The 22279-nt window shown below is 68.5% G+C and carries 21 protein-coding genes and 2 tRNA genes; 6 read left to right on the top strand and 17 right to left on the bottom strand.

Annotation, left to right across the window (positions count from 1 at the left end; translation table 11 throughout):
• Positions 1-2 precede the first annotated feature (2 nt).
• Complete coding sequence (locus tag ACFWAY_RS30580; RefSeq protein ID WP_378456333.1) at positions 3-1388, top strand: protein kinase; 1386 nt, start codon at positions 3-5, stop codon at positions 1386-1388.
• A complete protein-coding gene (gene pknB / locus ACFWAY_RS30575; RefSeq protein WP_378456332.1) occupies positions 1385-3304 on the top strand; it encodes a Stk1 family PASTA domain-containing Ser/Thr kinase in 1920 nt (639 codons plus the stop codon). The genes ACFWAY_RS30580 and pknB overlap by 4 nt, the downstream gene beginning before the upstream one ends.
• A 186-nt stretch (positions 3305-3490) precedes the next feature.
• Here the strand turns inward: pknB and ACFWAY_RS30570 are convergent, their stop codons facing one another.
• Both ACFWAY_RS30570 and ACFWAY_RS30565 read right to left on the bottom strand, forming a co-directional pair.
• Entirely contained in the window at positions 3491-4144 is a 654-nt protein-coding gene (locus ACFWAY_RS30570; protein ID WP_378513197.1) for an aminodeoxychorismate/anthranilate synthase component II, read from the bottom strand.
• Between the two features lie 54 nt (positions 4145-4198).
• Positions 4199-4900, bottom strand: a complete 702-nt coding sequence (locus ACFWAY_RS30565) for a DUF881 domain-containing protein (RefSeq protein ID WP_378456330.1) — start codon at positions 4898-4900, stop codon at positions 4199-4201.
• A gap of 119 nt (positions 4901-5019) precedes the next feature.
• Between ACFWAY_RS30565 and crgA the strand changes: the two genes are divergently transcribed.
• Positions 5020-5283 carry a cell division protein CrgA gene (crgA, locus tag ACFWAY_RS30560; RefSeq protein WP_005249082.1) on the top strand — a complete coding sequence of 88 codons (264 nt, stop codon included), beginning with the start codon at positions 5020-5022 and terminating at the stop codon, positions 5281-5283.
• A 67-nt stretch (positions 5284-5350) separates the two neighbouring features.
• Positions 5351-5809, top strand: coding sequence for a PH domain-containing protein (locus ACFWAY_RS30555; protein WP_378456329.1), 459 nt, complete (start codon positions 5351-5353; stop codon positions 5807-5809).
• On the opposite strand, the gene ACFWAY_RS30550 is transcribed toward ACFWAY_RS30555, so the two are convergent.
• Together ACFWAY_RS30550 and ACFWAY_RS30545 are read right to left on the bottom strand one after the other, a co-directional pair.
• Entirely contained in the window at positions 5803-6720 is a 918-nt protein-coding gene (locus ACFWAY_RS30550; RefSeq protein ID WP_378456328.1) for a rhomboid family intramembrane serine protease, read from the bottom strand. The two genes, ACFWAY_RS30555 and ACFWAY_RS30550, sit on opposite strands and share 7 nt — an antisense overlap.
• 13 nt (positions 6721-6733) lie before the next feature.
• The gene (locus ACFWAY_RS30545; protein ID WP_378456327.1) at positions 6734-7261 is read right to left on the bottom strand and encodes a peptidylprolyl isomerase; all 528 of its coding nucleotides are present in this window, start codon (positions 7259-7261) and stop codon (positions 6734-6736) included.
• A 100-nt stretch (positions 7262-7361) separates the two neighbouring features.
• On the opposite strand from ACFWAY_RS30545, the gene ACFWAY_RS30540 reads away from it, so the two are divergent.
• Positions 7362-7922 (top strand): hypothetical protein, encoded by a 561-nt coding sequence (locus tag ACFWAY_RS30540; RefSeq protein ID WP_378456326.1) that lies wholly within the window; start codon positions 7362-7364, stop codon positions 7920-7922.
• Here ACFWAY_RS30540 and ACFWAY_RS30535 read toward each other — a convergent pair.
• Positions 7905-9578, bottom strand: a complete 1674-nt coding sequence (locus ACFWAY_RS30535; protein WP_378513196.1) for an alpha/beta hydrolase — start codon at positions 9576-9578, stop codon at positions 7905-7907. The two genes, ACFWAY_RS30540 and ACFWAY_RS30535, sit on opposite strands and share 18 nt — an antisense overlap.
• 116 nt (positions 9579-9694) lie before the next feature.
• On the opposite strand from ACFWAY_RS30535, the gene ACFWAY_RS30530 reads away from it, so the two are divergent.
• Positions 9695-10159 carry a hypothetical protein gene (locus ACFWAY_RS30530; RefSeq protein ID WP_378456324.1) on the top strand — a complete coding sequence of 155 codons (465 nt, stop codon included), beginning with the start codon at positions 9695-9697 and terminating at the stop codon, positions 10157-10159.
• On the opposite strand, the gene ACFWAY_RS30525 is transcribed toward ACFWAY_RS30530, so the two are convergent.
• The 12 genes from ACFWAY_RS30525 to ACFWAY_RS30470 all read right to left on the bottom strand — a co-directional run bounded on the left by ACFWAY_RS30525 (position 10149) and on the right by ACFWAY_RS30470 (position 22252).
• A complete protein-coding gene (locus ACFWAY_RS30525; RefSeq protein WP_378456323.1) occupies positions 10149-11120 on the bottom strand; it encodes a helix-turn-helix domain-containing protein in 972 nt (323 codons plus the stop codon). The genes ACFWAY_RS30530 and ACFWAY_RS30525 overlap by 11 nt on opposite strands.
• Positions 11121-11170: 50 nt before the next feature.
• Positions 11171-11761: a chorismate mutase gene (locus tag ACFWAY_RS30520; RefSeq protein WP_378513195.1), complete on the bottom strand. Its 591-nt coding sequence runs from the start codon at positions 11759-11761 to the stop codon at positions 11171-11173.
• A gap of 19 nt (positions 11762-11780) precedes the next feature.
• On the bottom strand, positions 11781-12614 hold the full coding sequence (locus tag ACFWAY_RS30515; protein ID WP_378456321.1) for a siderophore-interacting protein: 834 nt from the start codon (positions 12612-12614) through the stop codon (positions 11781-11783).
• Positions 12615-12707: 93 nt separating this feature from the next.
• Positions 12708-12780, bottom strand: a tRNA-Ala gene (locus ACFWAY_RS30510).
• Between the two features lie 120 nt (positions 12781-12900).
• Positions 12901-12974: transfer RNA gene (locus ACFWAY_RS30505), tRNA-Ile, on the bottom strand.
• 131 nt (positions 12975-13105) lie between these two features.
• Entirely contained in the window at positions 13106-14524 is a 1419-nt protein-coding gene (locus ACFWAY_RS30500) for a DUF3566 domain-containing protein (protein ID WP_378513194.1), read from the bottom strand.
• Positions 14524-17046 carry a DNA gyrase subunit A gene (gene gyrA / locus ACFWAY_RS30495; RefSeq protein ID WP_378456319.1) on the bottom strand — a complete coding sequence of 841 codons (2523 nt, stop codon included), beginning with the start codon at positions 17044-17046 and terminating at the stop codon, positions 14524-14526. Before gyrA ends, ACFWAY_RS30500 begins: the two co-directional genes overlap by 1 nt.
• Before the next feature lie 151 nt (positions 17047-17197).
• Positions 17198-18040 (bottom strand): MHYT domain-containing protein, encoded by an 843-nt coding sequence (locus ACFWAY_RS30490; RefSeq protein ID WP_378513193.1) that lies wholly within the window; start codon positions 18038-18040, stop codon positions 17198-17200.
• Between the two features lie 11 nt (positions 18041-18051).
• On the bottom strand, positions 18052-18603 hold the full coding sequence (locus ACFWAY_RS30485) for an ATP/GTP-binding protein (protein WP_005249094.1): 552 nt from the start codon (positions 18601-18603) through the stop codon (positions 18052-18054).
• A gap of 13 nt (positions 18604-18616) precedes the next feature.
• Entirely contained in the window at positions 18617-18991 is a 375-nt protein-coding gene (locus ACFWAY_RS30480) for a DUF742 domain-containing protein (protein ID WP_005249095.1), read from the bottom strand.
• Positions 18992-18998: 7 nt separating this feature from the next.
• Positions 18999-19415, bottom strand: a complete 417-nt coding sequence (locus ACFWAY_RS30475; protein WP_005249096.1) for a roadblock/LC7 domain-containing protein — start codon at positions 19413-19415, stop codon at positions 18999-19001.
• Positions 19412-22252: a sensor histidine kinase gene (locus ACFWAY_RS30470; protein WP_378513192.1), complete on the bottom strand. Its 2841-nt coding sequence runs from the start codon at positions 22250-22252 to the stop codon at positions 19412-19414. The genes ACFWAY_RS30475 and ACFWAY_RS30470 overlap by 4 nt, the downstream gene beginning before the upstream one ends.
• Positions 22253-22279 lie beyond the last annotated feature (27 nt).

The following is a 22279-nucleotide window of genomic DNA, read 5'->3' as shown; positions in this document are numbered from 1 at the left end:
TTGTGGCACTGAACAACGGCGCGCTGATCGCCAATCGATACCGCCTGATCCGGCTCATCGCCACGGGCGGAATGGGACAGGTCTGGGAAGCGACGGACAACCGGCTCAACCGTCGTGTCGCGGTGAAGGTGCTGAAGTCCGAGTTCTCGTCCGACCCGGAGTTCGTCGAACGTTTCCGCTTCGAGGCACGCACCACTGCGCAACTGAACCATTCCGGCATCGCCGGAATCTACGACTACGGCGAGGTCCGCGACGCCACCGGCGATTCCACCGCCTACCTGGTGATGGAACTCGTCAACGGTGAGCCGCTCAACGCCGTCCTCGCGCGGGTGGGCCGTCTCGCGGTGCCGCACGCCCTGGACATGCTCGAGCAGACCGGCCGGGCGCTGCAGGTGGCGCACGACGCCGGAGTCGTGCACCGCGACGTGAAGCCGGGCAACATCCTGATCACCCCCACCGGTCAGGTGAAGATCACCGACTTCGGCATCGCGAAGGCCGTGGAGAACTCGCCGATCACGCGCACCGGCATGGTGATGGGCACCGCGCAGTACATCGCCCCCGAGCAGGCCCTCGGACAGGACGCAACCGCGGCCAGCGACGTGTACTCGCTCGGCATCGTCGGCTACGAGGCACTGTCGGGACGTCGCCCGTTCATTGGTGACGGGGCGATCACCGTCGCGATGAAACACGTGCAGGAGGCGCCGGCGCCGTTGCCGAACGACCTGCCGCCGAACATCCGCGAACTCATCGACATCACCATCACGAAGGATCCGAGCACCCGCTACGCCAGTGGTGGCGAGTTCGCCGACGCGGTCGCGGCGGTCCGGGCCGGCCGGCGACCCCCGCCGCCCGGCGCGGCGGGAACCGGGACGTCGCGGGTGCTGCCACCGCCGATGACCGGTGCCACCCAGATGATGCCGCCGTCACAGTCCGCGTACGCGGGACCGGTGACCGGGCAGGTGCCTCCCGACGACTCGAACGGCGACGGCAAGAAGAAGGGTCTGACCAGCGGCCAGAAGGCAGTGGCCTGGGGTGCGGGCGGTCTGCTCCTGCTGGCGGCGATCATCGCGCTCGCGCTCGTCGTGTTCGACGGCGGTGACACGAAGGAACCGACGTCCCCGGCGATCACATCCTCGCTACGGACGATCACGACGACACCGCGGCCGACGACGACCACGACGACCGAGGAACCGACGACCACCACCGAGCCGACGTTCACGACGACCACCACCGAGCCGCCGACGACCACGACGACCGCCCCGACGACCACGACGACGACAGAGCCGACGACGACTACCACCACCACGACCACTACCGCACCCACGACGACGACCACGACGACCACGTCGGAGGAGTCAGCTACTCCGACCCCACAAGGACTGCCATGACGACACCGCGCAACCTCTCCTCACGCTACGAGCTGGGTGAGATTCTCGGCTTCGGTGGCATGTCCGAGGTCCACCTCGCCCGTGACGTCCGACTCAGCCGTGATGTCGCGATCAAGGTCCTGCGCGCCGACCTGGCCCGCGACCCCACGTTCTACCTGCGGTTCCGTCGCGAGGCGCAGAACGCGGCGGCGCTGAACCATCCGGCGATCGTGGCCGTCTACGACACCGGCGAGGCGGAAACCGAGGCCGGACCGCTGCCGTACATCGTGATGGAATACGTCGACGGGGACACGTTGCGGGACATCGTGCGCGGCGAGGGCCCGATGGCGCCGCGGCGCGCGATGGAAGTCATCTCGGATGTGTGCGCGGCCCTCGACTTCAGCCACCGCAACGGCATCGTGCACCGCGACGTGAAGCCCGCCAACGTGATGATCAACCGTGCGGGTGCGGTGAAGGTGATGGACTTCGGCATCGCGCGAGCGATCTCCGACGCGTCCAGCCCCATGACGCAGACGGCAGCCGTCATCGGCACCGCCCAGTACCTGTCGCCCGAGCAGGCCCGCGGCGAGCAGGTCGACGCCCGCTCCGACGTGTACTCGCTCGGGTGCGTGCTGTTCGAGATCCTCACCGGCGAACCCCCGTTCAAGGGTGACTCCCCGGTGGCGGTCGCGTACCAGCACGTGAGGGAAGACCCGCAGACACCGTCCGCGGTCAACCCGGACATTCCGCGTGAGCTCGACTCGGTGATCCTCAAGGCGATGAGCAAGAACCCCGCCAACCGTTACCAGACCGCCGCGGACATGCGCAGCGACCTGGTCCGGGTGCTCGGCGGGCAGCGCCCCAGCGCGCCGATGGTCATGAGCGACGAAGACCGCACCACGATCCTCGGTGCCGTCGACTCCGGCGCGGGGAACTACCGGCGCCCGCAGTCACCCTCCCCGGCCACCGCCTCGAAGACGGACGGCGGCGAGCCCGACAAGAAGAAGAACCCGATGCGGGTGGCGCTGATGGCGCTGGGCGCCCTCATCGTCGTCGGCATCGTCGGCGCATTCCTGTGGTCCGTGGGACCGGGTTCGAAGGCCGATCAGGTGACCATGCCGGATGTCACGAACCAGGCCGCGGACGACGCCGAGACGACGCTGCAGAACCTCGGATTCCGCGTCGCCCGCCAGCAGAAACCGGACGCCGTCGTGGCGACCGGCAACGTCATCACCACCCGGCCCGTCGGCGGGGTGCAGGTGGACGAGGGCAGCACGATCACCCTCGAGGTGTCGTCGGGCCCCGAACAGGTGAAGGTCCCGCGGCTCGACGGCCTCACCCAGCAGGAAGCGCAGCAGGAACTGAACGCGGTGGGTCTGCGGCTCGACACCGCAGTCGCCCGCGCACCCTCGGACGTGTCCGACGTCGACAAGGTGATCGAACAGAACCCGTCCTCCGGGGCGAGCATCTCCCTCGACTCCGAGGTCGCCGTCACGCTGGGCACCGGGCCGGAGCAGATCCGCATCCCCGACGTGACCGGCCAGAAGGTCGAGGTCGCGCAGGCGAACATCGAGGGCGCCGGCTTCAAGGTGCAGATCCAGAACATCGATTCCGGTGTTCCGAAGGGCCAGGTCGTGTCCACCGATCCCGTCGGCGGCTCCACCGCCGCCAAGGGCGACACCATTCAGATCCGGGTGTCGAACGGCAACAACATCGAGATGCCGGACCTGACCGGCAAGACGGTGTCGCAGGCGCTCGCTGCGCTGCGCAGCGCCGGCTGGAGCGGGTCGTCGGCCTCACTGAATCAGACGCAGACGTCCACCCTGGACCCGGAGATGGTCGGCAAGGTCATCAGCCAGGAACAACCGCCGGGATCGGAGATCACCAAGAACGGTGTCGTCTCGGTCGGTGTCGGCGCGCTGGGCATCCCGCGGTAGGCGGCTCCGCCGCCCGTGCGCCTTTCTGGTTGCTGTAGCTACCAGAAAGGCGCACGGGTGGTAACCGCCCAAATCATGGGCGACCACCGCCACGAGGGGGGGGACGCGGGAGGCACCCGGGGGTTGGCGGCCCCGCCGCCGGTGCGCATTTGTGTTGGTTTTAGCTACCTTAACGCCCCACGGGTGCTACGCGCCTAATGCTTGCGCGACCTCGTCCTCGAGGGTGGCGACGAGGGACTCCTTCGGGGCTTCGCCGCAGACGGTGAGCCAGTTGGCGAGCATGCGGTGCCCGCCCTCGGTGAGCACGGACTCCGGGTGGAACTGGACGCCGTGGATCGGCAGTTCCCGGTGCCGCATCGCCATGACGATGCCGCTGTCGGTGTGCGCGGTGACTTCGAGTTCGTCCGGGATGGTGTCTTCCAGAACGGTCAGCGAGTGGTAGCGCGTGGCGGTGAACGGGTCGGGCAGACCCGCGAGAACGCCCTCGCCGGTGTGGTGGACGACGCTGGTCTTCCCGTGCAGGAGTTCGGGTGCCCGGTCGACGGTGGCGCCGAACGCGGCCCCGATCGCCTGGTGGCCGAGGCACACCCCGAGGAGCGGTGTCTTCGCGGCGGCGCATGCCGTGACCAGGTCCATCGTCGCGCCGGCGCGCTGCGGTGTGCCGGGGCCGGGGCTCAGCAGGATGCCGTCGAAGTCGGCCGCTGCCGCCGCGATCGCGTCGGGCCCGGTGAGGTTCGGATCGTCGTTGCGCCAGACCACCGCCCGTGTTCCCAACTGTCCGAGGTACTGGACCAGGTTGAACACGAAGCTGTCGTAGTTGTCGACGACGAGGATCCTCATGGAAGCAGGGTATTCTGCCTGCCTCGTGCGCTGCGCGGCCGGGGACCGTTCAGGTCAGTGGCCCGCGTAGCCGGGGACGGTCAATTGGCCGGACGCCGCCTCCGAGTAGCCGAGCTTGAACCGCGTCGCGTACTGCTTGAACACCCGGATTCCGGGTTCGTTGGCGAGTGCCGCCTCCAGTCGCGCGGGATCACCGATCGCCGACATCACGTAGGGCGGGCTGTAGGTGCGGCCGTGCAGCAGCAGGGTGTTGCCGATGCAGCGCGGCGCGGACGTGTTCACAATCCGCTGGTCCTGCATGCTGATCGCCTCGGCACCGCCGACCCACAGCGCGTTCAGCACACTCTGGACGTCCTGCTGGTGGACGACGAGATCGTCCGGCGACGCGTCGACGGGGTATTTACCGTCCGCGTCGCGGGGGGCGTCGGTGAGTGTGACGGTGACGCCGGGACCGGTCATCGGTGTGAGTCCGGCATCCGTGGCGAGCGCCTTCGTGTCGGCGAGCGTCTTCGCGACACCGCTGTCGGATGCCGCGGCGTCCTGCTGCAGCGACTCGACCTGCGCCGCCAGCCGGTCGCGGGTCGCGGCTACCTGGTCGGTCTCGGATTGCGCGTTCCGCACGAGGTCGGACAGCCGGGTCGAATCGCCGGCGCGGATCTCGTTGCCGTGCGACGCCTGACGGGTGGTGGCCACCAGCAGACCGGCCACGAGACACACCACCAGCACCGCGATCCGCCAGAAGATCGACCTGGTCACCGGTGTTTCCGTCCCCTCGTCCTCGCCGCGCGAATCGCGGCTACGTTAGCGTGTACACACGCAGGTATTTCCGAATCTACCTGCCCACATTCCCGCAGAGCCGCACGAACGAGGACGTCATGCCGAAGTCGAAGGTCCGAAAGAAGACCGATTACACGATCAACCCTGCGAGCCGCACCCCGGTGAAGGTGAAGGCCGGCCCCTCGAGCACCCTGTACGTCTCGGTGATGCTCGGGTTCATGCTGGTCGGGCTGGTGTGGCTGCTCGTCTACTACCTGGCCGCCGACCAGCTCGAGTGGATGAACAACCTCGGTGCCTACAACTTCCTCATCGGATTCGGCTTCATGGTGGTCGGTCTGATCATGACGATGCGCTGGCGTTGAGGATCACAATTACACCCATGTCATTCATCCCCAATGTGGACAACCCCTGTGGATAGCCGCAGGTCGAGTGCTGATGTCTGCTGACGAGGCACCGTTGGAGTGGTCGACGCCACTCGGTGCGGTGATCGCTCTCGCTGCGGGCGGAGTCGCGTTGGGGGTCGCGGGACTTGTGGTGTCGACGGAGCCGGCGGGCCGTGTCCTGGTGTGCGTCGCCGCCGTCGGGCTGCTGCTGACCGCCGCGTCGGCGCTCCGGCAACGCCCGCGCCTCGCCGTCGACAAGGAGGGCGGCGGGATCGTGGTGAACCGGCTGACGGGCCGCCACGGGTATGCCCGCTCGCAGATCGACCGCGCGCGGCTGGTGCGCTATCCCCGGCTGGGACGCCGCGTGCCGATGCTCGAGATCGACGTCCGCACCGAGGACGGCACCGAACGCCTCCTGATCTTCGGCCGCTGGGATCTCGGCACCAATCCGGAGGACGTGTTCGATGCCCTCGCGGTGCACCGTCTGGTGGGCCGGGGTCAGTAGCCGAAGCTCGCGCGGAGCTGCAGGGTGCGGACCGCGATGACGGCCAGTGGCACCAGCACCACGACGCCGAGGCAGACCCAGCCGACGGTGACGGCCTTCTCCCGGTTGTTCCCGGCGCCCAGCAGCTGGGGCCCGTAGAGGATTCCCGCGGTGGCCGCGGCCCCGGCGACCAGGCCACCGAGATGCCCCCACAGTGAGATGCCGGGGATCGTGATGCTGATGATCACGTTGATGGCGATCACCGAGATCACCGGTGCGGGACTGCGTCGCAGCCGCAGGAGGATGACGGCCTGCGCGCCCATCAGTCCGAAGACGGCGCCCGACGCACCCGCGGTGACCGCGCCGAGCTGGAACAGCATCACCGCGGCGGAACCGCCGAGCAGCGACGCGAAGTAGACGCAGGCGTAGCGGGCGCGCCCGAGGACCAGTTCGGTGTCGCGGCCGATCACCCACAGCGCGAACATGTTGACGGCCAGGTGAATGATGCCGAAGTGGAGGAATCCGCTGCCGAGCACGCGGACGATCTGCCCGTCCACGACAGCGGGTGGGAACAGCGCCCAGTCCGCGAAGAGCTTCGACCCGGCCTGGTTCTGCATGATGCTGCGGGACTGCGCCGCGGTGATCAGGAAGATGCCGACGTTCGCGGCCATCAGGATGTACGTCACCAGCGGTGCCGCACGCCGCGTGGTCACGGCACCGGCGACGTTGCGGACCGGTCGGACATCACGCTGTCCGGCGGCGACGCAGTCGACACACTGGTAGCCGACGGCCGCTTCGCGCAGGCATTCGGGGCACGCGGGACGGCCGCACCGATTGCACGCCAGTGCAGTGGGACGATCGGGGTGGCGGACGCACCGCGGCTGGGGCGGAGTGCCCTCGTTCGCGGCACCGCCCCAGCCGGGGTTGGTCATATGCTGCGGTTCCCTACGCGATGGTGACGCTGTTGATCACGACCGGCTCGAGCGGACGGTCCGCACGATCGGTGGCGGTGGTCGAGATGGCGTCGACGACCTTCTTCGACTCCTCGTCGACGACCTCACCGAAGATGGTGTGGCGGCGGTTGAGGTGCGGCGTCGGGCCGGTGGTGATGAAGAACTGGGAACCGTTGGTTCCCGGGCCTGCGTTCGCCATGGCCAGGATGTATGCGCGGTCGAACTGCAGTTCCGGGTGGAACTCGTCGCCGAACTTGTAGCCCGGGCCGCCGGCGCCGGTGCCGGTGGGGTCGCCGCCCTGGATCATGAATCCGTCGATGATGCGGTGGAAGACGGCGCCGTCGTAGAACGGTCCGGAGTCGGTGCCACCGGCGTTGGCGGTGCTGTAGTCCTTCGAACCGTCGGCCAGGCCGACGAAGTTCTCGACGGTCTTGGGCGCGTGGTTGCCGAACAGCGCGATCTTGATGTCGCCGCGGTTGGTGTGCAGCGTTGCGGTTGCGGTCTGATGAGGTGAAGTCACACCACCATGTTGCCATTGTGGGGTTCCGTGTGGTTCCGCCGCGGTGACTCGAGTACTTCGGATCGGTTCGTGCTCCCGGTTCTTGTGACAAAGTGGGGACATGACACGAGCGACGGAGTCCCTCACGAATCTGCTTCCGACCGAACGCGCCGAGACCCTGCAGGAGCAGGTCTCCGAGCGAGTCGAGACCGCTCTGGCCCACGTCGAGGATTCGGCTTCCCGCGTCAAGGAATCCGAGGCTGTCGATCAGGCGCGGCGTTACGCACGCTCGGCGGCACTCGCGACGGCCCGCGGCGCCGGCCAGCTCAGTCTGTTCCTCGGCCGTCAGGGGGCCTCGCTGGCCAAGAAGGGCTACGAACGCGCCCGGACCGTGCCGGTGAAGAAGGTCGCCCAGGATGTCGTTCGTCCCCTGACCACGGCTGTGGCACCGGTCGAGGAGAAGAAGTCGCGAAAGGGACGTCGCATCGCGATCGTCGTCCTGGTCGGTGCCGCCATCGCCGGGGGCGCGGTGTTCGTCAAGAGCCGCCGCCGCGAGCAGCCGCGCGTCGCGTCCGCTCCCCCGAACCTGCGCGACATCGACAGCCCGAACTCGCAGGAGCCCACGCCGCCCACGGCGACGAAGCCCCTCACGCCAACTGACCCGTCACTCCCCGGCCAGTAGGGCGCGCGCCCGCTCGGTGTCGTCCGGCGTCCAGCCGGGCGGCTGCAGGATCGCGGCCCACATGTCGACGGCGTCCTCCCCGTAGTTGTGCCCGTGACCGGGGGGAACGTCCGCCGAGAACACCATGTCGAGGGTGACCTGCCAGAACGTCACGAACGGGATCCACCGCATTCCGGGGTCCACGTCCGGCCCGTGTGGCTCGCGCAGCCAGTCGGGGCGGTTCAGCAGGAGGTCGAACGACCACCAGGTGATGGGATCGCCGGCGTGCTGCCAATAGACCACCCGGCTGTCGCCCCACGGACCGTCGAGCTCGAGATCGGTGGGCTCTGCGGCGAAGCGGATTCCGGTGCCGTCCTCGATCACCGGGACCCGCTGGAACGAGCCGGGGTCACGGTTCTCGGTAATCCGGGTCCACTGTTCGGTGAAGTTGGGCGTTCCCACCCACAGTGCGCCGTCGACGCGGGCCAGCATGTCCTGGCCGCCGACGAACGCGGCCTGTCCCCCGTACGAACCGAGGCTCTCGCCGAACACCACCAGTTTCGGCCGCGACTCCTGCGGCAGCGCAGCCCATTCGGCGTAGACGGCCTCGAACAGCGCCCGGCCCGCCACCATCGGTGTCTCCCGGTCGGCGATGAACGCGAGTGGGCTCGGGAGGAACGAGTACTGCATCGACGCGATGGCGGTGTCGCCGTCGTTCAGGTACTCGAGCGAGGACGCGACGTCCTGGTTGACCCAGCCGCGACCGGTCGTCGTGGCGACGGCCAGGACCGCGCGGTCGTAGGCGCCGGTGCGTTTCAGTTCGGCCACCACGTGGTCCGCGACCTCCTCGACGGTGCCTGCGGAGTCGCGGCCCGCGTATGCGCGGATCGGTGTGAGCGCCGGACGCCCGGTGAGGGCGGTGATGTCTTCCGCCGACGGACCACCGGCGACGAACGTGCGCCCCTCCTTGCCCAGTGAATCCCAGGGTTCCGCCGAGTCCGGTGAGCCCGACCGTTCCGGGGCGGTGGGCTGGGTGACGCCTGCGGCCGTGTCGTGGTCGGCTGCGGCGAGGCTGCCGTTGGCGAGGGCGAGCAGACCTGCGTAGAGCGCGCCGTTGACGACGAAGAACAGGACGGCGAGCAGCACGACGACGCTCGCGATCTTCGCGACCGGCGCAGGTACGTAGCGCAATCCGACGGCGGTCAGCCGCCGCGCGGCAGTGCGGAGTCCCCGGCCCGCGGCCAGCAGCAGCGCCGCGACGGCGAACGAGATCACGAGGATCAGCAGGTAGTATGAGCGGTTCGCGCGCTCGGCGCCGACCAGATCGCGGACGATCTGCTGCCACCACGATCCCAGCACCAGGAAGGTGGGAACGAGGATCACGGCGGCACCCAGCAGGGTCCACCACCCGATCCGCCGGGTCTTCGGCGAGAACTTCGGTTCGACCCCGCACTTGCGCACCACCCAGGACACGAAGCATCCGATGGCGTAGCCGGTGGCCAGGCTGATGCCCGTCGCCACCGCCTGCAGGTACCACGGTCGGGGCAGCAACGACGGCGACATCGACCACACGAAGAACAGCAACGCGAACGCGAGGCCGACGGGGTGGAGCGACCGCGCGTAGCGCACGGCCGTGTCCCGCAATCGGGAGGGGACGGAAGGCGCGGTCTCCGGCATCTGGGAATCCTAGGTGGACAACCGTCCTGCTGTCCTGTCTTCGTTTCACGGCTTGTACCAGGGGTACCCCGCAGGCAGATGCGCACCAGCGCCAGGATCCGTTCCGAGGAGCAGACATGACCGCCAGACGTATCGTCCACCGCATTGCCGTCGTCACGTTTCCGATCGCCGCCACCGCGGCTGTGCTGACGGCCGGCCCCGCCGGCGCCGACCCACCCCACCCCTTCGGCGGACCCGCCCTCACCATCGGATGTCCGAACCAGGGCAGCCTGATGTCGTTGACGGCGCTCACCGGACAGTCCGGGCCGGAGGCGTCACCGCCCATCGCCGACGGCGACATCCGCTTCGAGTCACGCCCGGCCGCGCCACCGATCCCGGCAGCCGCGCAGGTCACCGTGGCCTGGGTCAACACCGACAGCGGACGTTCGGGGATCGTGAACCTCGGCGGCGTCTACCCCTTCCTGTCCGCGACGGTGAATACCGGCGTCGGGAACGTGGTGGCGACGGCGTTCGGATCGATCAACTTCGGCAGCAGCCCGATCTGCCAGGCGAACCCGGCCATCGGCACGTTCATTGCATGAGTTCGGCCGTGTTGCAGCCGAACCGGCGCCGATAGTCGGCGGGCGCGACGCCGACCACCCGGTTGAAGTGGTGGCGCAGAAGCGCGCCCGACCCGAATCCGCTGCGTCTCGAGATCGCCTCGAGGCCGAGGTCGGTGCCCTCGAGTAGCTGCTGCGCGTAGAGGATCCGCTGCGTCGTCAGCCACTTCACGGGGGTGGTGCCCGTCTCGGCCGCGAACTTGCGCGCGAACGTGCGCGTCGACATGGACGAGCGGGCCGCGAGTTCGTCGACCGTGTGCGGCAGCTCGAGATTTTCGCTCATCCACGCCATCGTCTCGCTCAGGCTGTCCGACGTGCACGCAACCACCGGTTGCTCGATGAACTGGCGCTGCCCCCCGTCGCGTTGCGGCGGAACGACCATTCTGCGGGCGATCGTGTTGGCGACGGTGGAACCGAGCTCGCGACGCACCACGTGCAGGCAGGCGTCGATTCCGGCCGCGGTGCCCGCACTGGTGACGAGGTTGCCTTCGTCGACGAACAGGACGTCGGGGTCGACAACCGCAGTCGGGAACCGGACGGCCAGTTCCTCGACGTACTCCCAGTGGGTGGTGCACCTGCGCCCGTCCAGCAGTCCCGCGTCGCCGAGCAGGAACGCACCCGAGCACAGGCTGAGGACGATGGCGCCGGCATCCGCGGCGGCGCGCACCGCGTCGAGCGCCTCCACGGGGAAGTCCGACTGTGCCCCCGGCGGCGGGACCACGACGAGATCCGCGTCGCGCAGGGAGTCCAGCCCGTAGCCGGCGGACAGCGTCAGCCCCGGCGTGATCGACGCGAGCGGTTCGCCGGGACGGATCCCGCAGATCCGGAAGTCGAACGGCGGAACCCCGTGTTCGGTGCGGTCGATTCCGAACACTTCACAGACCACCCCGAACTCGAACATCGAGACACGGTCGAGGAGGAGCGTCGCGACCTTGGAGATCATGTCCCCAGTCTAGGTGGCGATATTTTGTCGGACCATGGCGAAACGGCCAGTTATTCGCGGACCGGCCCGCAGATCGACACGAGCGCGCGCGCCAGCGTGGCCTGATGCAGCGGGTCGAGGCGCTGTTCGGCCGCCACCGCGACCGCGGCGTCGACGAGAGCGGGCACGCAGCCCGAGCTCGCGAGCACGGCCTCCTGTTCGCGCAGCTGCAGGAGAATGTCCGTGTTCTGGCGGTCGATCACCGGACGGACCTGCGTCAGGTCGGGCCGGAGGGTCGGTGCCCCGCCGGGCGCGACGCTCCACCAGGCGAAGAGGGCGCGCTGCACCTCCTTGTTGGCCTCGATCTGGTCCCGGAAGATCTGCTGCACCCGCCCCGCGCTCAGGCCCTCGTCGGCCGCCTGCGTGGCGACCGCACCCAGGACCTGCGCTTCGCGCGCGGGATCGTCGATCGGTGACGGCGTGCCCCACTTGGCCGCCGCCACCGTGTCTGCCGTCGAGAGACGCAGCGAGACCGCCAGGGCGATCGGTTCCAGTGGACGGGTCTGCGCACTCGCGGGCGCAGCACCGCCTGCCGTCAGCATCCCGAGCATCACCGCGGCGACGGCCGCGCGGCGGGCGAGTGCGGGCCGGACCGTGGTCATGGTGCGAGTGTAGGGCCGGTCAGTCGTCCAGCCCGGCGACTCCGCGTTTCCAGTATCCGGTGAACAGCGAATCCATCCGGTCCCTACTCCACGTGCGCAGAGACTTGATGTCATTCGCCTCGCCGGCCGCGAACAGGAAGGAGCGGCCGTCGGGCAGCACCAGCGACTGCACCGTCGACGCGAGAGTGGACTCGCTGCCGTCGCGAACGAGCCACGTCACGTCCACTTTCTCGCGCACGGCCAGCGGGTAACCGTGCTCGACGTCGTCGTCGGTCTCGATCACGACGTGCGCCGAGACGTCGGCCGGGGACTCGTCGAGCCACCGCGCGACCGCCGGCAGAGCGGTGGAATCGACCGCGAAGACGTAGTGGTCGAAGTTGTGGGCGAATGCCTTGGCGCCGGGCGGTCCGGCGATGGTCACCTCGTCGCCGATCGCGACCGTCGTCGCCCAGGAGGACGCGAGCCCGCCTTCGTGCAGCACGAAGTCCAGGTCGAGTTCGCGGGCGTCGGCGTCGTAGCGGCGGACGGTGTATTTCCGCGTGGTCGGGAGCGGTCGCGGCCAGTCGAGCATCGTCGCGTCGTTCACCACGGGCACGCGGCGGGTGCCGTCCGGATCGGGGAACACGACCTTGACGTGATCGTCGGCCTGATAGGTGTGGAAGCCGTCGAGTCCGGGGCCCCCGATCGTCAGACGCACCATGCGGGGTGTGACGTACTCGCGTGCACGGACCGTGACCGTGCGGACTCCGATCGGGTAGCCGATTCGTGCGGTTCCCTCACCGGTCCGGTGGTGGGATGCGACGCGGCTGCGCGGGTCGTGGCGTTCACGGGCTCCGGGATCGAGTGCGGTCATGAAGTAAGGGTAACCTCACCCAACTCTGGTCCGCACAGCAGTGTGCCCCGGACTCTTTCGAATCCGGGGCACCCCGTTCTGTATTTGTACTTGTGGAGCCTAGGAGATTCGAACTCCTGACATCTGCCTTGCAAAGGCAGCGCTCTACCAACTGAGCTAAGGCCCCGTTACCTCGTGCCACACCTCGTTGCCGCGTAGCAACTTGGACAGTCCGATTGCCACCAGCACTCCGGCTCCCACAAACAGGAGGACCTTCATGCGAATGACCTTTCACCGGCACCAGGAGTGGGCCTAGGAGGACTTGAACCTCCGACCTCTTCGTTATCAGCGAAGCGCTCTAACCGCCTGAGCTATAGGCCCCTGAAGTCTGGAAACTCATCTCGCACAGTTCCCTGAACCGAGTCGGAAGATTACCCCACCGGACCGGCAACTACCAAAACCGGTCCGGCGAGACGCTCTTTTCCCAGCTCAGCCCCCATCGTTTTCCGCGTTCAGTCCCGGTCGGCGAGCGTCACTTCGACGCCCCCGACGAGGTCGGAACACAGGTTGTAGATGAACGCGCCGATCGTCGCCAGCGCGGTGAACAACACCATGTTCGCGAGGCCGATGACGGCGGCGTATCCGAAGACCTGCCCGGCCGTCACGAGCCCCTCAGAGCTCGACTCCGCGACGATATCGGTGAATGCGTTGTTCAGCCGGTCCCAGACGCCCATCCCGTCCAGGACGACGTACAGCAGACCGACGGCCACCATCCACACGAAGAACAGCGACACCGAGATGACGGACGAGATCTTCAGCGTCGACCACGGATCGATCTTGCGGACCTGCACCGTGGCCCGGAGAGCCTCGCCCTCCTCGACCCGCTGCGGGGCCACGGCGATCTTCGGCTGCTGACCCGTGGCCGCCGCCCCGGGCAACGGGTGCTTGGCCTCGGACAGGTCCGGCATGTCCTTGGGGAGCGCGTCCCGGTTGATGTGCCGGGTGGGTCCGTCGATCGCGGACGCCTTCGCCTTCGCTGCCTCCCGCTGCGTCACGGCACCGGCCGCGGCTGCACCGGACACCGCACCGACCGCTGCAGTGGCCGCGGTCGAGGACGGTGCGCGATCGGACCCCTGCTTGGGCGCGGGCTGCCCCTTCGCCGGCGACGACGGGTTCTGTGCGGGCGCCTTCTGCGTGGGCACGGCCTGGGTGGGAGCACCCGAGTTCGGCGCGCCCTGGGGTCGCTGACCCTGCGCGGGGGCGCTCTGGGGCGGCGTCTTCTGCGTCGGGGCGGTCTGCGGCTTCTGGACGTCCTGGCCGCCGGGAGCCTTCGCTGCCGCGGCACCCGCCGCGGCCGCTGCAGCCGCGCCGTTGGCCGGGTTCGGCTGACCCTCCGGGCGCGGAGCCTGCTTGGCACCGGCCCCGCCTTGCACCGGTCGCTTCAGATTGGTCTGCGGCTCACGCTGCATTCCACGCTGCCACGGCGGAGCCTGATTTCCCCGAATGGACTGCGCACCCTCGGTGGGAGCACCACCCGCAGGGACCCGGTTGCCGGGCGCCTGCTGCGGCGGGCCCTGATGCCCGGGAGCCTGCTGATTCGGAGCGTGACCCTGCTGCGGCGGCACGGACCGGCCCTGCGGCGTCTGCGTACGCGGACCCTGATGCTGGGGCGTCGACGGAGACCGGGCCGGATCGGCCGGAGCCTGCCGATCCGGTCTCGCGTCGGGAGCACTGCCCGGCCGGGCAGCCGGCCCCGCCTGAGCGGGACCACGACCGGCTGACGCCTGCGGCCCCTGCGGCGCGGAACCCTGCTGCGGGTTCGGTCGCGCCGACCCGTTCTCGGGTGTGCGGGAGGCCTGCTGCTCGGATGGCGCCTTGTTGGCGGAACCCGGGTTCTGCCGGTCACTGCCTGGCTGGTTGGGAGTGCTCACTAGGACTCCTTAGCTCCTTTGCCGCTGCTCTCGGCGTTGTCGTCGGGTTCGTCGGGTTCGTCGGCATTGCGCGCGATCGCGAGCAGGGTGTCGCCTTCCCCGAGGTTCATCAAACGAACGCCCTTGGTCTGCCGACCGGCCTTGCGGACCTGCTTGGCGGCGGTGCGGATGACGCCACCGCCCGACGTGATCGCGTAGAGCTCGTCGTCGTCGTTCACGATGAGCGCTCCGACCAGGGTGCCACGTTTCCTGTCGTACTGAATCGTAAGTACGCCCTTTCCGCCGCGACCCTGGACCGGATAGTCCTCCATACCGGTGCGCTTCGAGTAGCCACCCGACGTCGCCACCAGCAGATAGGTGCCTTCACGCACCACGTTGAGCGACAGCAGTTCGTCGTCGCCGTTGAACCGCATGCCCTGGACACCGGACGTGGCGCGGCCCATCGGACGCAACGCCTCGTCGGTGGCGGAGAAGCGGATCGACTGCCCCTGCGCGGAGACGAGCAGCAGGTCGTCGTCGGAGGAGCAGAGCACCGCGCCGACCAGTTCGTCCTCGCCGCGCAGGTTGATCGCGACGATGCCGCCGCTGCGGTTCGAGTCGAAGTCGGTGAGCTTGGACTTCTTCACCAGACCGTTGCGGGTGGCGAGAACCAGGTAGGGGGCGTCCTCGTACGTCTTGATCTGGATGACGCTCTGGATCCGCTCGTCGGGCTGGAACGCGAGCAGGTTGGCCACGTGCTGTCCGCGGGCCGTGCGGCTCGCCTCCGGCAGCTCGTACGCCTTGGCCCGGTACACGCGGCCCTTCGTGGTGAAGAACAGCAGCCAGTCGTGCGTGGAACTGACGAAGAAGTGCGAGACGATGTCGTCCTGCTTCAGCCCGGCGCCCTGCACGCCCTTGCCGCCGCGCTTCTGCGAGCGGTACAGGTCGGTCTTGGTGCGCTTGGCGTAGCCGGTTTCGGTGATCGTGACGACGACGTCCTCGCGGGCGATCAGATCCTCGTCGGCCACGTCCCCGTCGGCCGCGATGATGCGGGTCCGGCGGTCGTCGCCGTGCTTGTCGACGATTTCCTTCAGCTCGTCGCGGACGATCCGGCGCTGACGCTCGGGCTTCTCGAGGATGTCCTTGAGGTCGGCGATCTCCAGCTCGATCTCGGCGAGTTCGTCGATGATCTTCTGACGCTCGAGGGCGGCGAGGCGGCGCAGCTGCATCGCGAGGATCGCGTCGGCCTGGATCTCGTCGACGGTGAGGAGCTCGATCAGGCCGGCCCGCGCGATGTCGACGGTCTGCGACGCCCGGATCAGCGCGATGACCTCGTCGAGGGCGTCGAGCGCCTTCACCAGTCCGCGCAGGATGTGAGCGCGTTCCTCTGCCTTGCGGAGCAGGTACTCGGTGCGCCTGCGGATGACCTCGACCTGGTGGGCGACGTAGAGCCGGATCATCTGGTCGAGACGCAGGGTGCGCGGCACGCCGTCGACGATGGACAGCATGTTGCAGCCGAAGCTGGTCTGCAGCTGGGTGTGCTTGTACAGGTTGTTGAGCACGACCTTCGCGACCGCGTCACGCTTGACGGTGACGACGATGCGCATACCCGCGCGGTCCGAGGACTCGTCGTGGATGTCGGAGATGCCGGCGATCTTCGCGTCGCGGACCTGCTCGGCGATCGACGTGATCAGGTTGTCCGGGTTCACCTGGTACGGCAGCTCGGTGATGACGATGGTGGTGCGCCCCTTGGCGTCCTCCTCGATCTCCACCACACCGCGCATGCGGACCGACCCGCGTCCGGTGGTGTAGGCGTCGTGGATGCCCTGGCCTCCGACGATCAGGCCGTGCGTCGGGAAGTCGGGTCCCTTCACGTGTTCCATGACCGCGGTGAGGGTGGACTCCTCGTCGGCTTCCCAGTTCTCCAGCGCCCAGTAGATGGCCTCGGCGACCTCGCGCAGGTTGTGCGGCGGGATGTTGGTGGCCATACCGACGGCGATGCCACCGGAACCATTGATCAACAGGTTGGGGATACGGCTGGGGAGAACTGACGGTTCCTGTGTACGACCGTCGTAGTTCGGGGTGAAATCGACCGTCTCGTGGTCGATCTCACGCAGCATTTCCATGGCCAGCGGAGTGAGCCGGCACTCGGTGTATCGCATCGCGGCGGCGCCGTCGTTGCCGCGGGAACCGAAGTTGCCCTGGCCGTCGACGAGCGGGTACCGCAGCGACCACGGCTGGGCCATGCGGACGAGCGTGTCGTAGATCGAGGCGTCGCCGTGGGGGTGGTAGTTACCCATCGTCTCGGCGACCGGTCGCGCAGACTTCACATAACCGCGATCGGGCCGGTAACCGTTGTCGTACATCGCGTACAGAACGCGGCGGTGCACCGGCTTGAGGCCGTCGCGCACATCGGGCAGCGCACGACCCACGATCACGCTCATCGCGTAATCGATGTAGCTGCTCTGCATCTCCTGCTGAATGTCGACGGGCTCGATGCGGTCGTGCCCCGGTCCCTCCGGCGGCAACGTTGTGTCGGTCATGAGCTCCTTCTTCTACTCGGCTTGACGTCTCCTCGCGGACTCGCGGTCCTGCACGACGTCGCGCAACCACCCGAGTCTATAGGTGCAGGTCAGCTGTGAGGGTGAAGGACTCGGGTGCGCCCATGAATCGGTGTTGCAGGAGTCGTCCGATCTATTGGAGTTCGAGCTCCCTGCCCTGGGATTCGGCGGCGAGGGATTCGGCGGCGAGCATTTCGGCCTCGAGTTCGAGCTCGGCGGCGACGCGGTCGGGCGCCATCAGCAGGGCGGTGATCGGGATCGTGACCACGAGCATGCCCAGCACGAAGACGGGGAACAGGATCGAGAACACCTCGAGTCCGTCCGGGCGCGCCACGGCCGGGTCGACGGTGACGCTCAGCCCGAACACGCCGGTGTAGTGCATGGCCACCAGCCCGGCCGCCACGACCGCCGACGCCACGAGTCGCAGCGTGCGGGATTCGAGTGCCGAGATCGACCACATGATTCCGGCGCCGACGACCAGGCCGATCACGGCCGATGCCGCCGTCAGCAGGATGTCGGAGTTCACCGAACCCTGGATCTCGAGGGACGAGACGATCGCGAGGTCCATTCCGGTGAAGCCGACACCGAGGAGCACCGCACCGCCGGCGAGGCGGCCGATCTCCACCGATGCACTCGGCAGCCGGTGCTTCGTCGGCGGCGGGCTGATGATCAGCAACGCCACGGCGGCAGCCGCGACGGGCACCACGAACGAGACCGCGATCCACATGACGTCGTAGCGCACCACGCTGCCGTAGACCTCGAACCCGACCATCGCGATGTAGTGCGGCAGCCAGGCGCCGATGCCGCCGATCGACAGCGCACCCCAGGCCAGCCAGAGGTACCGCTGCCTCGGGTTCGGCGCGGTCACCGCCTTACGGGCGCTGGCGATACCGACGAAGACGCCGATGAACGCCGTGACCGCGGCGAGGGCGACGATCCACGTGCCCATGGAGAAGTGCTGCAAGTCGTCCGACATGTTTCGAATCCTCAGTACGCGGCCGTGTGGAGCTTGGTCAGTGCGTATTCGGTGATCGCGACCAGTGCGCGTTTCGCCGATTCCCGGTCACGCGCGTCGATCGGGATGATCGGCACGTCCTCGGAGATCGCGAGGGCCGCACGGATGTCCTCGATGGGGTAGCGCGGGGCGTCGTCGAACTCGTTGATCGCGACGAGGAACGGCAGTTGCCGGGCCTCGAAGAAGTCGACCGCCGCGAAACTCTCGTCCAGCCGGCGCGTGTCGATCAGGACGATCGCACCGATCGCACCGCGGATCAGGTCGTCCCACATGAACCAGAACCGGTGCTGACCGGGGGTACCGAACAGGTACAGCACCAGGTCGTCGGCGAGGCTGATGCGCCCGAAGTCCATGGCGACGGTGGTCGTGCCCTTCTGCGGTGTCGCAGCCAGGTTGTCGACGCCGTCGCTGGCGTTGGTGACGAGCGCCTCGGTACGCAGCGGGACGATCTCGGAGACCGCCCCCACCAGCGTGGTCTTGCCGACGCCGAACCCGCCGGCGATCACGATCTTGGTCGAGGTCACCCGATTGCGGGGATCAGATTTCGCGAAGTCCACTGAGGACCCTTTCGATGAGTTCACGACGTTCGGAGTCGGTCGAGTCTTCCTTCAGGGTGGCCAGGATCTGAAGATGACCGGCCTCGACCAGGTCGGCGACCAGGACGCGTGCCACTCCGAGGGGCACGCCCACCCGGGCGGCGATCTCGGCGACCGAAGGCGACTGCTGGCACAACGCGACGATCGCGGCGTTGACGTCGTCGAGTTCCCACTGCCGGTCCACCGACTGCGGCAGTGCCTGAATCAACGCTTCGAGCGCGAGTTCGACCGCAGGCCGGGTCCGGCCCGACGTCAGCGAGTACGGGCGCACGATGTTCGGGCCCGGCTGCTCCGAGTGGTGGTCGTTCATGGGCATGGGCTGATCAGAGACCCTGCGGGGTGCGGGCCGTGGCCTGCACCGATGCGCCGACGCGGTCGACCAGGATCGCCATCTCGTAGCCGACCTGTCCGATGTCGCACTCGGCGTCGGTGAGGGTCGCGAGGTGCGAGCCGTCGCCGACGCTCATGAGCAGCAGGTATCCGTGCTGCATCTCGACCACCGACTGCAGCACTCCGCCGCCTTCGAACAACCGGGACACACCGGCCGACAGGCTGGCCAGCCCCGACGTGACGGCGGCCAGTTGCTCGGCCCGGTCGATCGGGAGGTGGGCGCTGGCCGCCATCAGGAGACCGTCCGCGGACACGAGCACGGCGTGGGAGACACCGGGCACGTCACTGGCGAAGTTCGACACCAACCAGTCGAGCGGTCGCGTGACGTCGGATCCATGAGCGGTGTTCATCGGTCTCCTTCAATGCTGTTACGTTCCGCGAGCCTCGTGGCCCTGCCGTTTCGGACGCCCTGCTGGTGACGACTGAGATTGGCGCGAATTGTCTCAGGGTCACGCACCCGGCGCAGTGTCCCCGTATTGTGCGCGCCTTCGACCGTGCCGGGAACCAGCCGGTCTCCGGGACGCCGCTTCGGCAGTCCGATCTCCGGGTCGACCTCGACGGGAGTCTCGCTGATCCGTTCGGCGGCGGACCATCCGGCGTCGCCGGCGGAATGCCAGTCGCCGGGTGCGCCTTCGGTGCCGGTCGGATCGGTCAGCCAGTCGGACACCATGTCGGAGAAGATCGGGGTGCCGCCGCCTCGGCGCGGTGCCGCCTCGGCCGGTGGCGGATCGATCCGCGACTGGAAGAACGACGCGGTCTTCGCCGAGTTGGTGCGGTAGCGGTGCCGGACCGGTCCCTGGTCGTCGCCGTTCGACGACAGGGGCGCGGGCTGCTCCGCGGTCCGCGTCTCGATGCGGTTCTCGCTACGTGGTGCGTGCGGCGCGTGCTGTGGCCGCGATTCCGCCGGTGCCGTTTCCGGGGTCGCCGCCTGCGGCCGCCGCACGGGCAGCTTCGGCATCGCCCCGGATCCGCGGACGTTGACGGTGTCCTGGGACTGCTGCGCCGCCGGGGCACCGGTCGACGATGCCGCGCCGGCCGCGATGCCGCTGGCACCGGGCTGACGCCGGGGCAGGCTCGTGCCGGAGGCCGTCGTCACCGCGCTCGCAGGTGCCGGGCTCGGCGCGGGCGGAGGTGTGGACGGGGTGCGGGTCGGCAGTCCGTTGCGGGTTGCCGGCTGCTGCTGTCCGTTGTCCTTGCGCTGGGCCGGGGCCGCGGGTGCCGGGATGGCGGTCCGGACCGGCGCCGCGGGAATCCTCCGCTGCGGTCCCGTGTCCTGTCGGGCAGCCTGCGACACGATCAGCGCATTCGGGATGTGGATGCTCACGGTCACACCCGGGTTGCGGGCGGTGTCGAACGTCGACCGCAGGCGCACGGTCAGGCCGTGACGCTTCGCGAGCCGACTCACGACGAACAGACCCATGTGGCGCGCGGTCTCGGGACCGACCTCACCACCCGACGCCAGACGCTCGTTGACGGCGCGCATGTCGTCGGCCGGGATACCGATGCCGCGGTCCGCGATTTCGAGCAGCACCCCGCCGTCCACGGCGCGAGCGAAGCTGAACGTCACCACCGTGTCGGGCGGCGAAGCGCGAAGCGAGTTGTCGACGAGTTCGGCGAGCAGGTGCACGACGTCCGTGACGACGGTGCCGCTGAGTGCGCCTTCGGGGGTCGCACCCATCTGCACACGCTGGTAGTCCTCGACCTCGGAGATCGCGGCACGCAGCACGTCGCCGAGCGGGATCGGCGCCGCCTGCGAACGACGCACGCGGGTGCCGGCCAGAATCAGCAGGTTCTCACCGTTCCGGCGCATACGCGCGGCCAGGTGATCGAGCCGGAACAGGCTCTCGAGTCGCTTCGGGTCCTTCTCCTCGAACTCGAGATTCTCGATCAGGCCGAGCTGCTGGTCGACGAGCGACTTGCTTCGGCGTGCGAGCGTTTCGAACATGTCGTTGATCTGCAGGCGCAGTTGTGCCTGCTCACCGGCGAGCTTGAGGGCCTGCCCGTGGATGTCGTCCACGGCGCGGGCGAGCTGGCCGATCTCCTCGGAGGAGTGCACGGCCACCGGCTCGAACGACAGTGCCCGCGGATCGTCACTGGCCTTGATCTGCTCGATCGCCTCCGGGAGGTCGCGGCGGGCGGCCTTCAGCGCGCCGTACCGCAGGCGGCGGATCGGACCGATCAGCGAACGCGACACGAGGAGCGCGAGGACGAGCGCGGCGAGCAGGGTTCCGAGGACGATCGCCGTGTCACGCAGCGCGGCGGACCGGGTCTCGGCCGCGCGGATCTGCACGGTGGACGCGATGTCGTTCGCCGCCTCGCTGGTCAGCTCCTGGTAGACGTCACGGCTCGCGATGAGGGAGGAGCGCAGCTGCAGGATGGGCAGCATCCCGCCGCGCGCCGCATCGGCCAGGCCCTGGTCGATGAGGGCGTTGCGGTCGTTGATGTTGTTTCGCAGCGTCTCGACACGGGCATCCCCCTTGGGGTAGTAGCGGTCGAGGACGTCGAGGAGGCTCGATTCGGCGCCGGCGGCCGCGACGACGGCCGAGGTGGGAATGTCGCCCGTGCGGGCCTTCTCCCGTCCGTCGGGACCGGCGTAGACGTCCTTCACGATCACGAGGCCCATGGCCTGCTCGAACAGACGACGCTGCGCCTGCCACGCGTTGGTCAGCTGGTAGCCCTTGTCGACGACTTCGCTGTCTTCGATGGGACGCACGATGTCGTCCACTTCGCGGATGAAGTCCGCGGCGAACGCGCGCTGGCGTTCCGCGAGCAGGTCGGTGGCGACGCCCGGGGAATCCATCAGATTCAGGAGGGCCCGACCGTCCGAGACGGTCTGGTTGATGGAACTCACGACGGCGGGATCCAGTTCGGGGTTCCGGGCCTGTTCGGACACGCCGTTCATCAGGGATTCCGCGTCCTCGCGGTCCTGCTTGGTGAGGGTACCCGAGGCGTAACCACTGGTCACGGTACCCATCGAGGCCTCGAGGGCCACGATGTCCGGGACGACGACGATCTGGTCGGCCGCCTCGGTGAAGTGGACGGCGTTACTCAGCTCGCCCTGCACACGGAGCCCGCCGAGCACCATGGCGACGGTGACGGGAACTGCGAGAACCGCGGTCACCTTCCACCGCAGGCCCCAGCCCTCGATATCCCAGAACTTTGCCCGGGGCGGCGAATCGTCGCTCATCCCACGCTTCCTTTCCAACCACTCATA

Origin of the sequence: Rhodococcus sp. NPDC059968, assembly GCF_042738615.1 — a bacterium.
In the GTDB taxonomy this organism is placed as follows: Bacteria; Actinomycetota; Actinomycetes; order Mycobacteriales; family Mycobacteriaceae; genus Rhodococcus_F.
This window is presented reverse-complemented; position numbering and strand designations above follow the sequence as displayed.

Coding starts and splice junctions, on each gene's coding strand:
- ACFWAY_RS30540 (WP_378456326.1), top strand. CDS start 7,362: ATGACACGAGCGACGGAGTCCCTCACGAATCTGCTTCCGACCGAACGC.
- ACFWAY_RS30490 (WP_378513193.1), bottom strand. CDS start 18,040: ATGTCGGACGACTTGCAGCACTTCTCCATGGGCACGTGGATCGTCGCC.
- ACFWAY_RS30475 (WP_005249096.1), bottom strand. CDS start 19,415: ATGAACACCGCTCATGGATCCGACGTCACGCGACCGCTCGACTGGTTG.
- ACFWAY_RS30480 (WP_005249095.1), bottom strand. CDS start 18,991: ATGCCCATGAACGACCACCACTCGGAGCAGCCGGGCCCGAACATCGTG.
- crgA (WP_005249082.1), top strand. CDS start 5,020: ATGCCGAAGTCGAAGGTCCGAAAGAAGACCGATTACACGATCAACCCT.
- pknB (WP_378456332.1), top strand. CDS start 1,385: ATGACGACACCGCGCAACCTCTCCTCACGCTACGAGCTGGGTGAGATT.
- ACFWAY_RS30535 (WP_378513196.1), bottom strand. CDS start 9,578: ATGCCGGAGACCGCGCCTTCCGTCCCCTCCCGATTGCGGGACACGGCC.
- ACFWAY_RS30530 (WP_378456324.1), top strand. CDS start 9,695: ATGACCGCCAGACGTATCGTCCACCGCATTGCCGTCGTCACGTTTCCG.
- ACFWAY_RS30515 (WP_378456321.1), bottom strand. CDS start 12,614: ATGACCGCACTCGATCCCGGAGCCCGTGAACGCCACGACCCGCGCAGC.
- ACFWAY_RS30470 (WP_378513192.1), bottom strand. CDS start 22,252: ATGAGCGACGATTCGCCGCCCCGGGCAAAGTTCTGGGATATCGAGGGC.
- ACFWAY_RS30570 (WP_378513197.1), bottom strand. CDS start 4,144: ATGAGGATCCTCGTCGTCGACAACTACGACAGCTTCGTGTTCAACCTG.
- ACFWAY_RS30520 (WP_378513195.1), bottom strand. CDS start 11,761: ATGACCACGGTCCGGCCCGCACTCGCCCGCCGCGCGGCCGTCGCCGCG.
- gyrA (WP_378456319.1), bottom strand. CDS start 17,046: ATGACCGACACAACGTTGCCGCCGGAGGGACCGGGGCACGACCGCATC.
- ACFWAY_RS30550 (WP_378456328.1), bottom strand. CDS start 6,720: ATGACCAACCCCGGCTGGGGCGGTGCCGCGAACGAGGGCACTCCGCCC.
- ACFWAY_RS30525 (WP_378456323.1), bottom strand. CDS start 11,120: ATGATCTCCAAGGTCGCGACGCTCCTCCTCGACCGTGTCTCGATGTTC.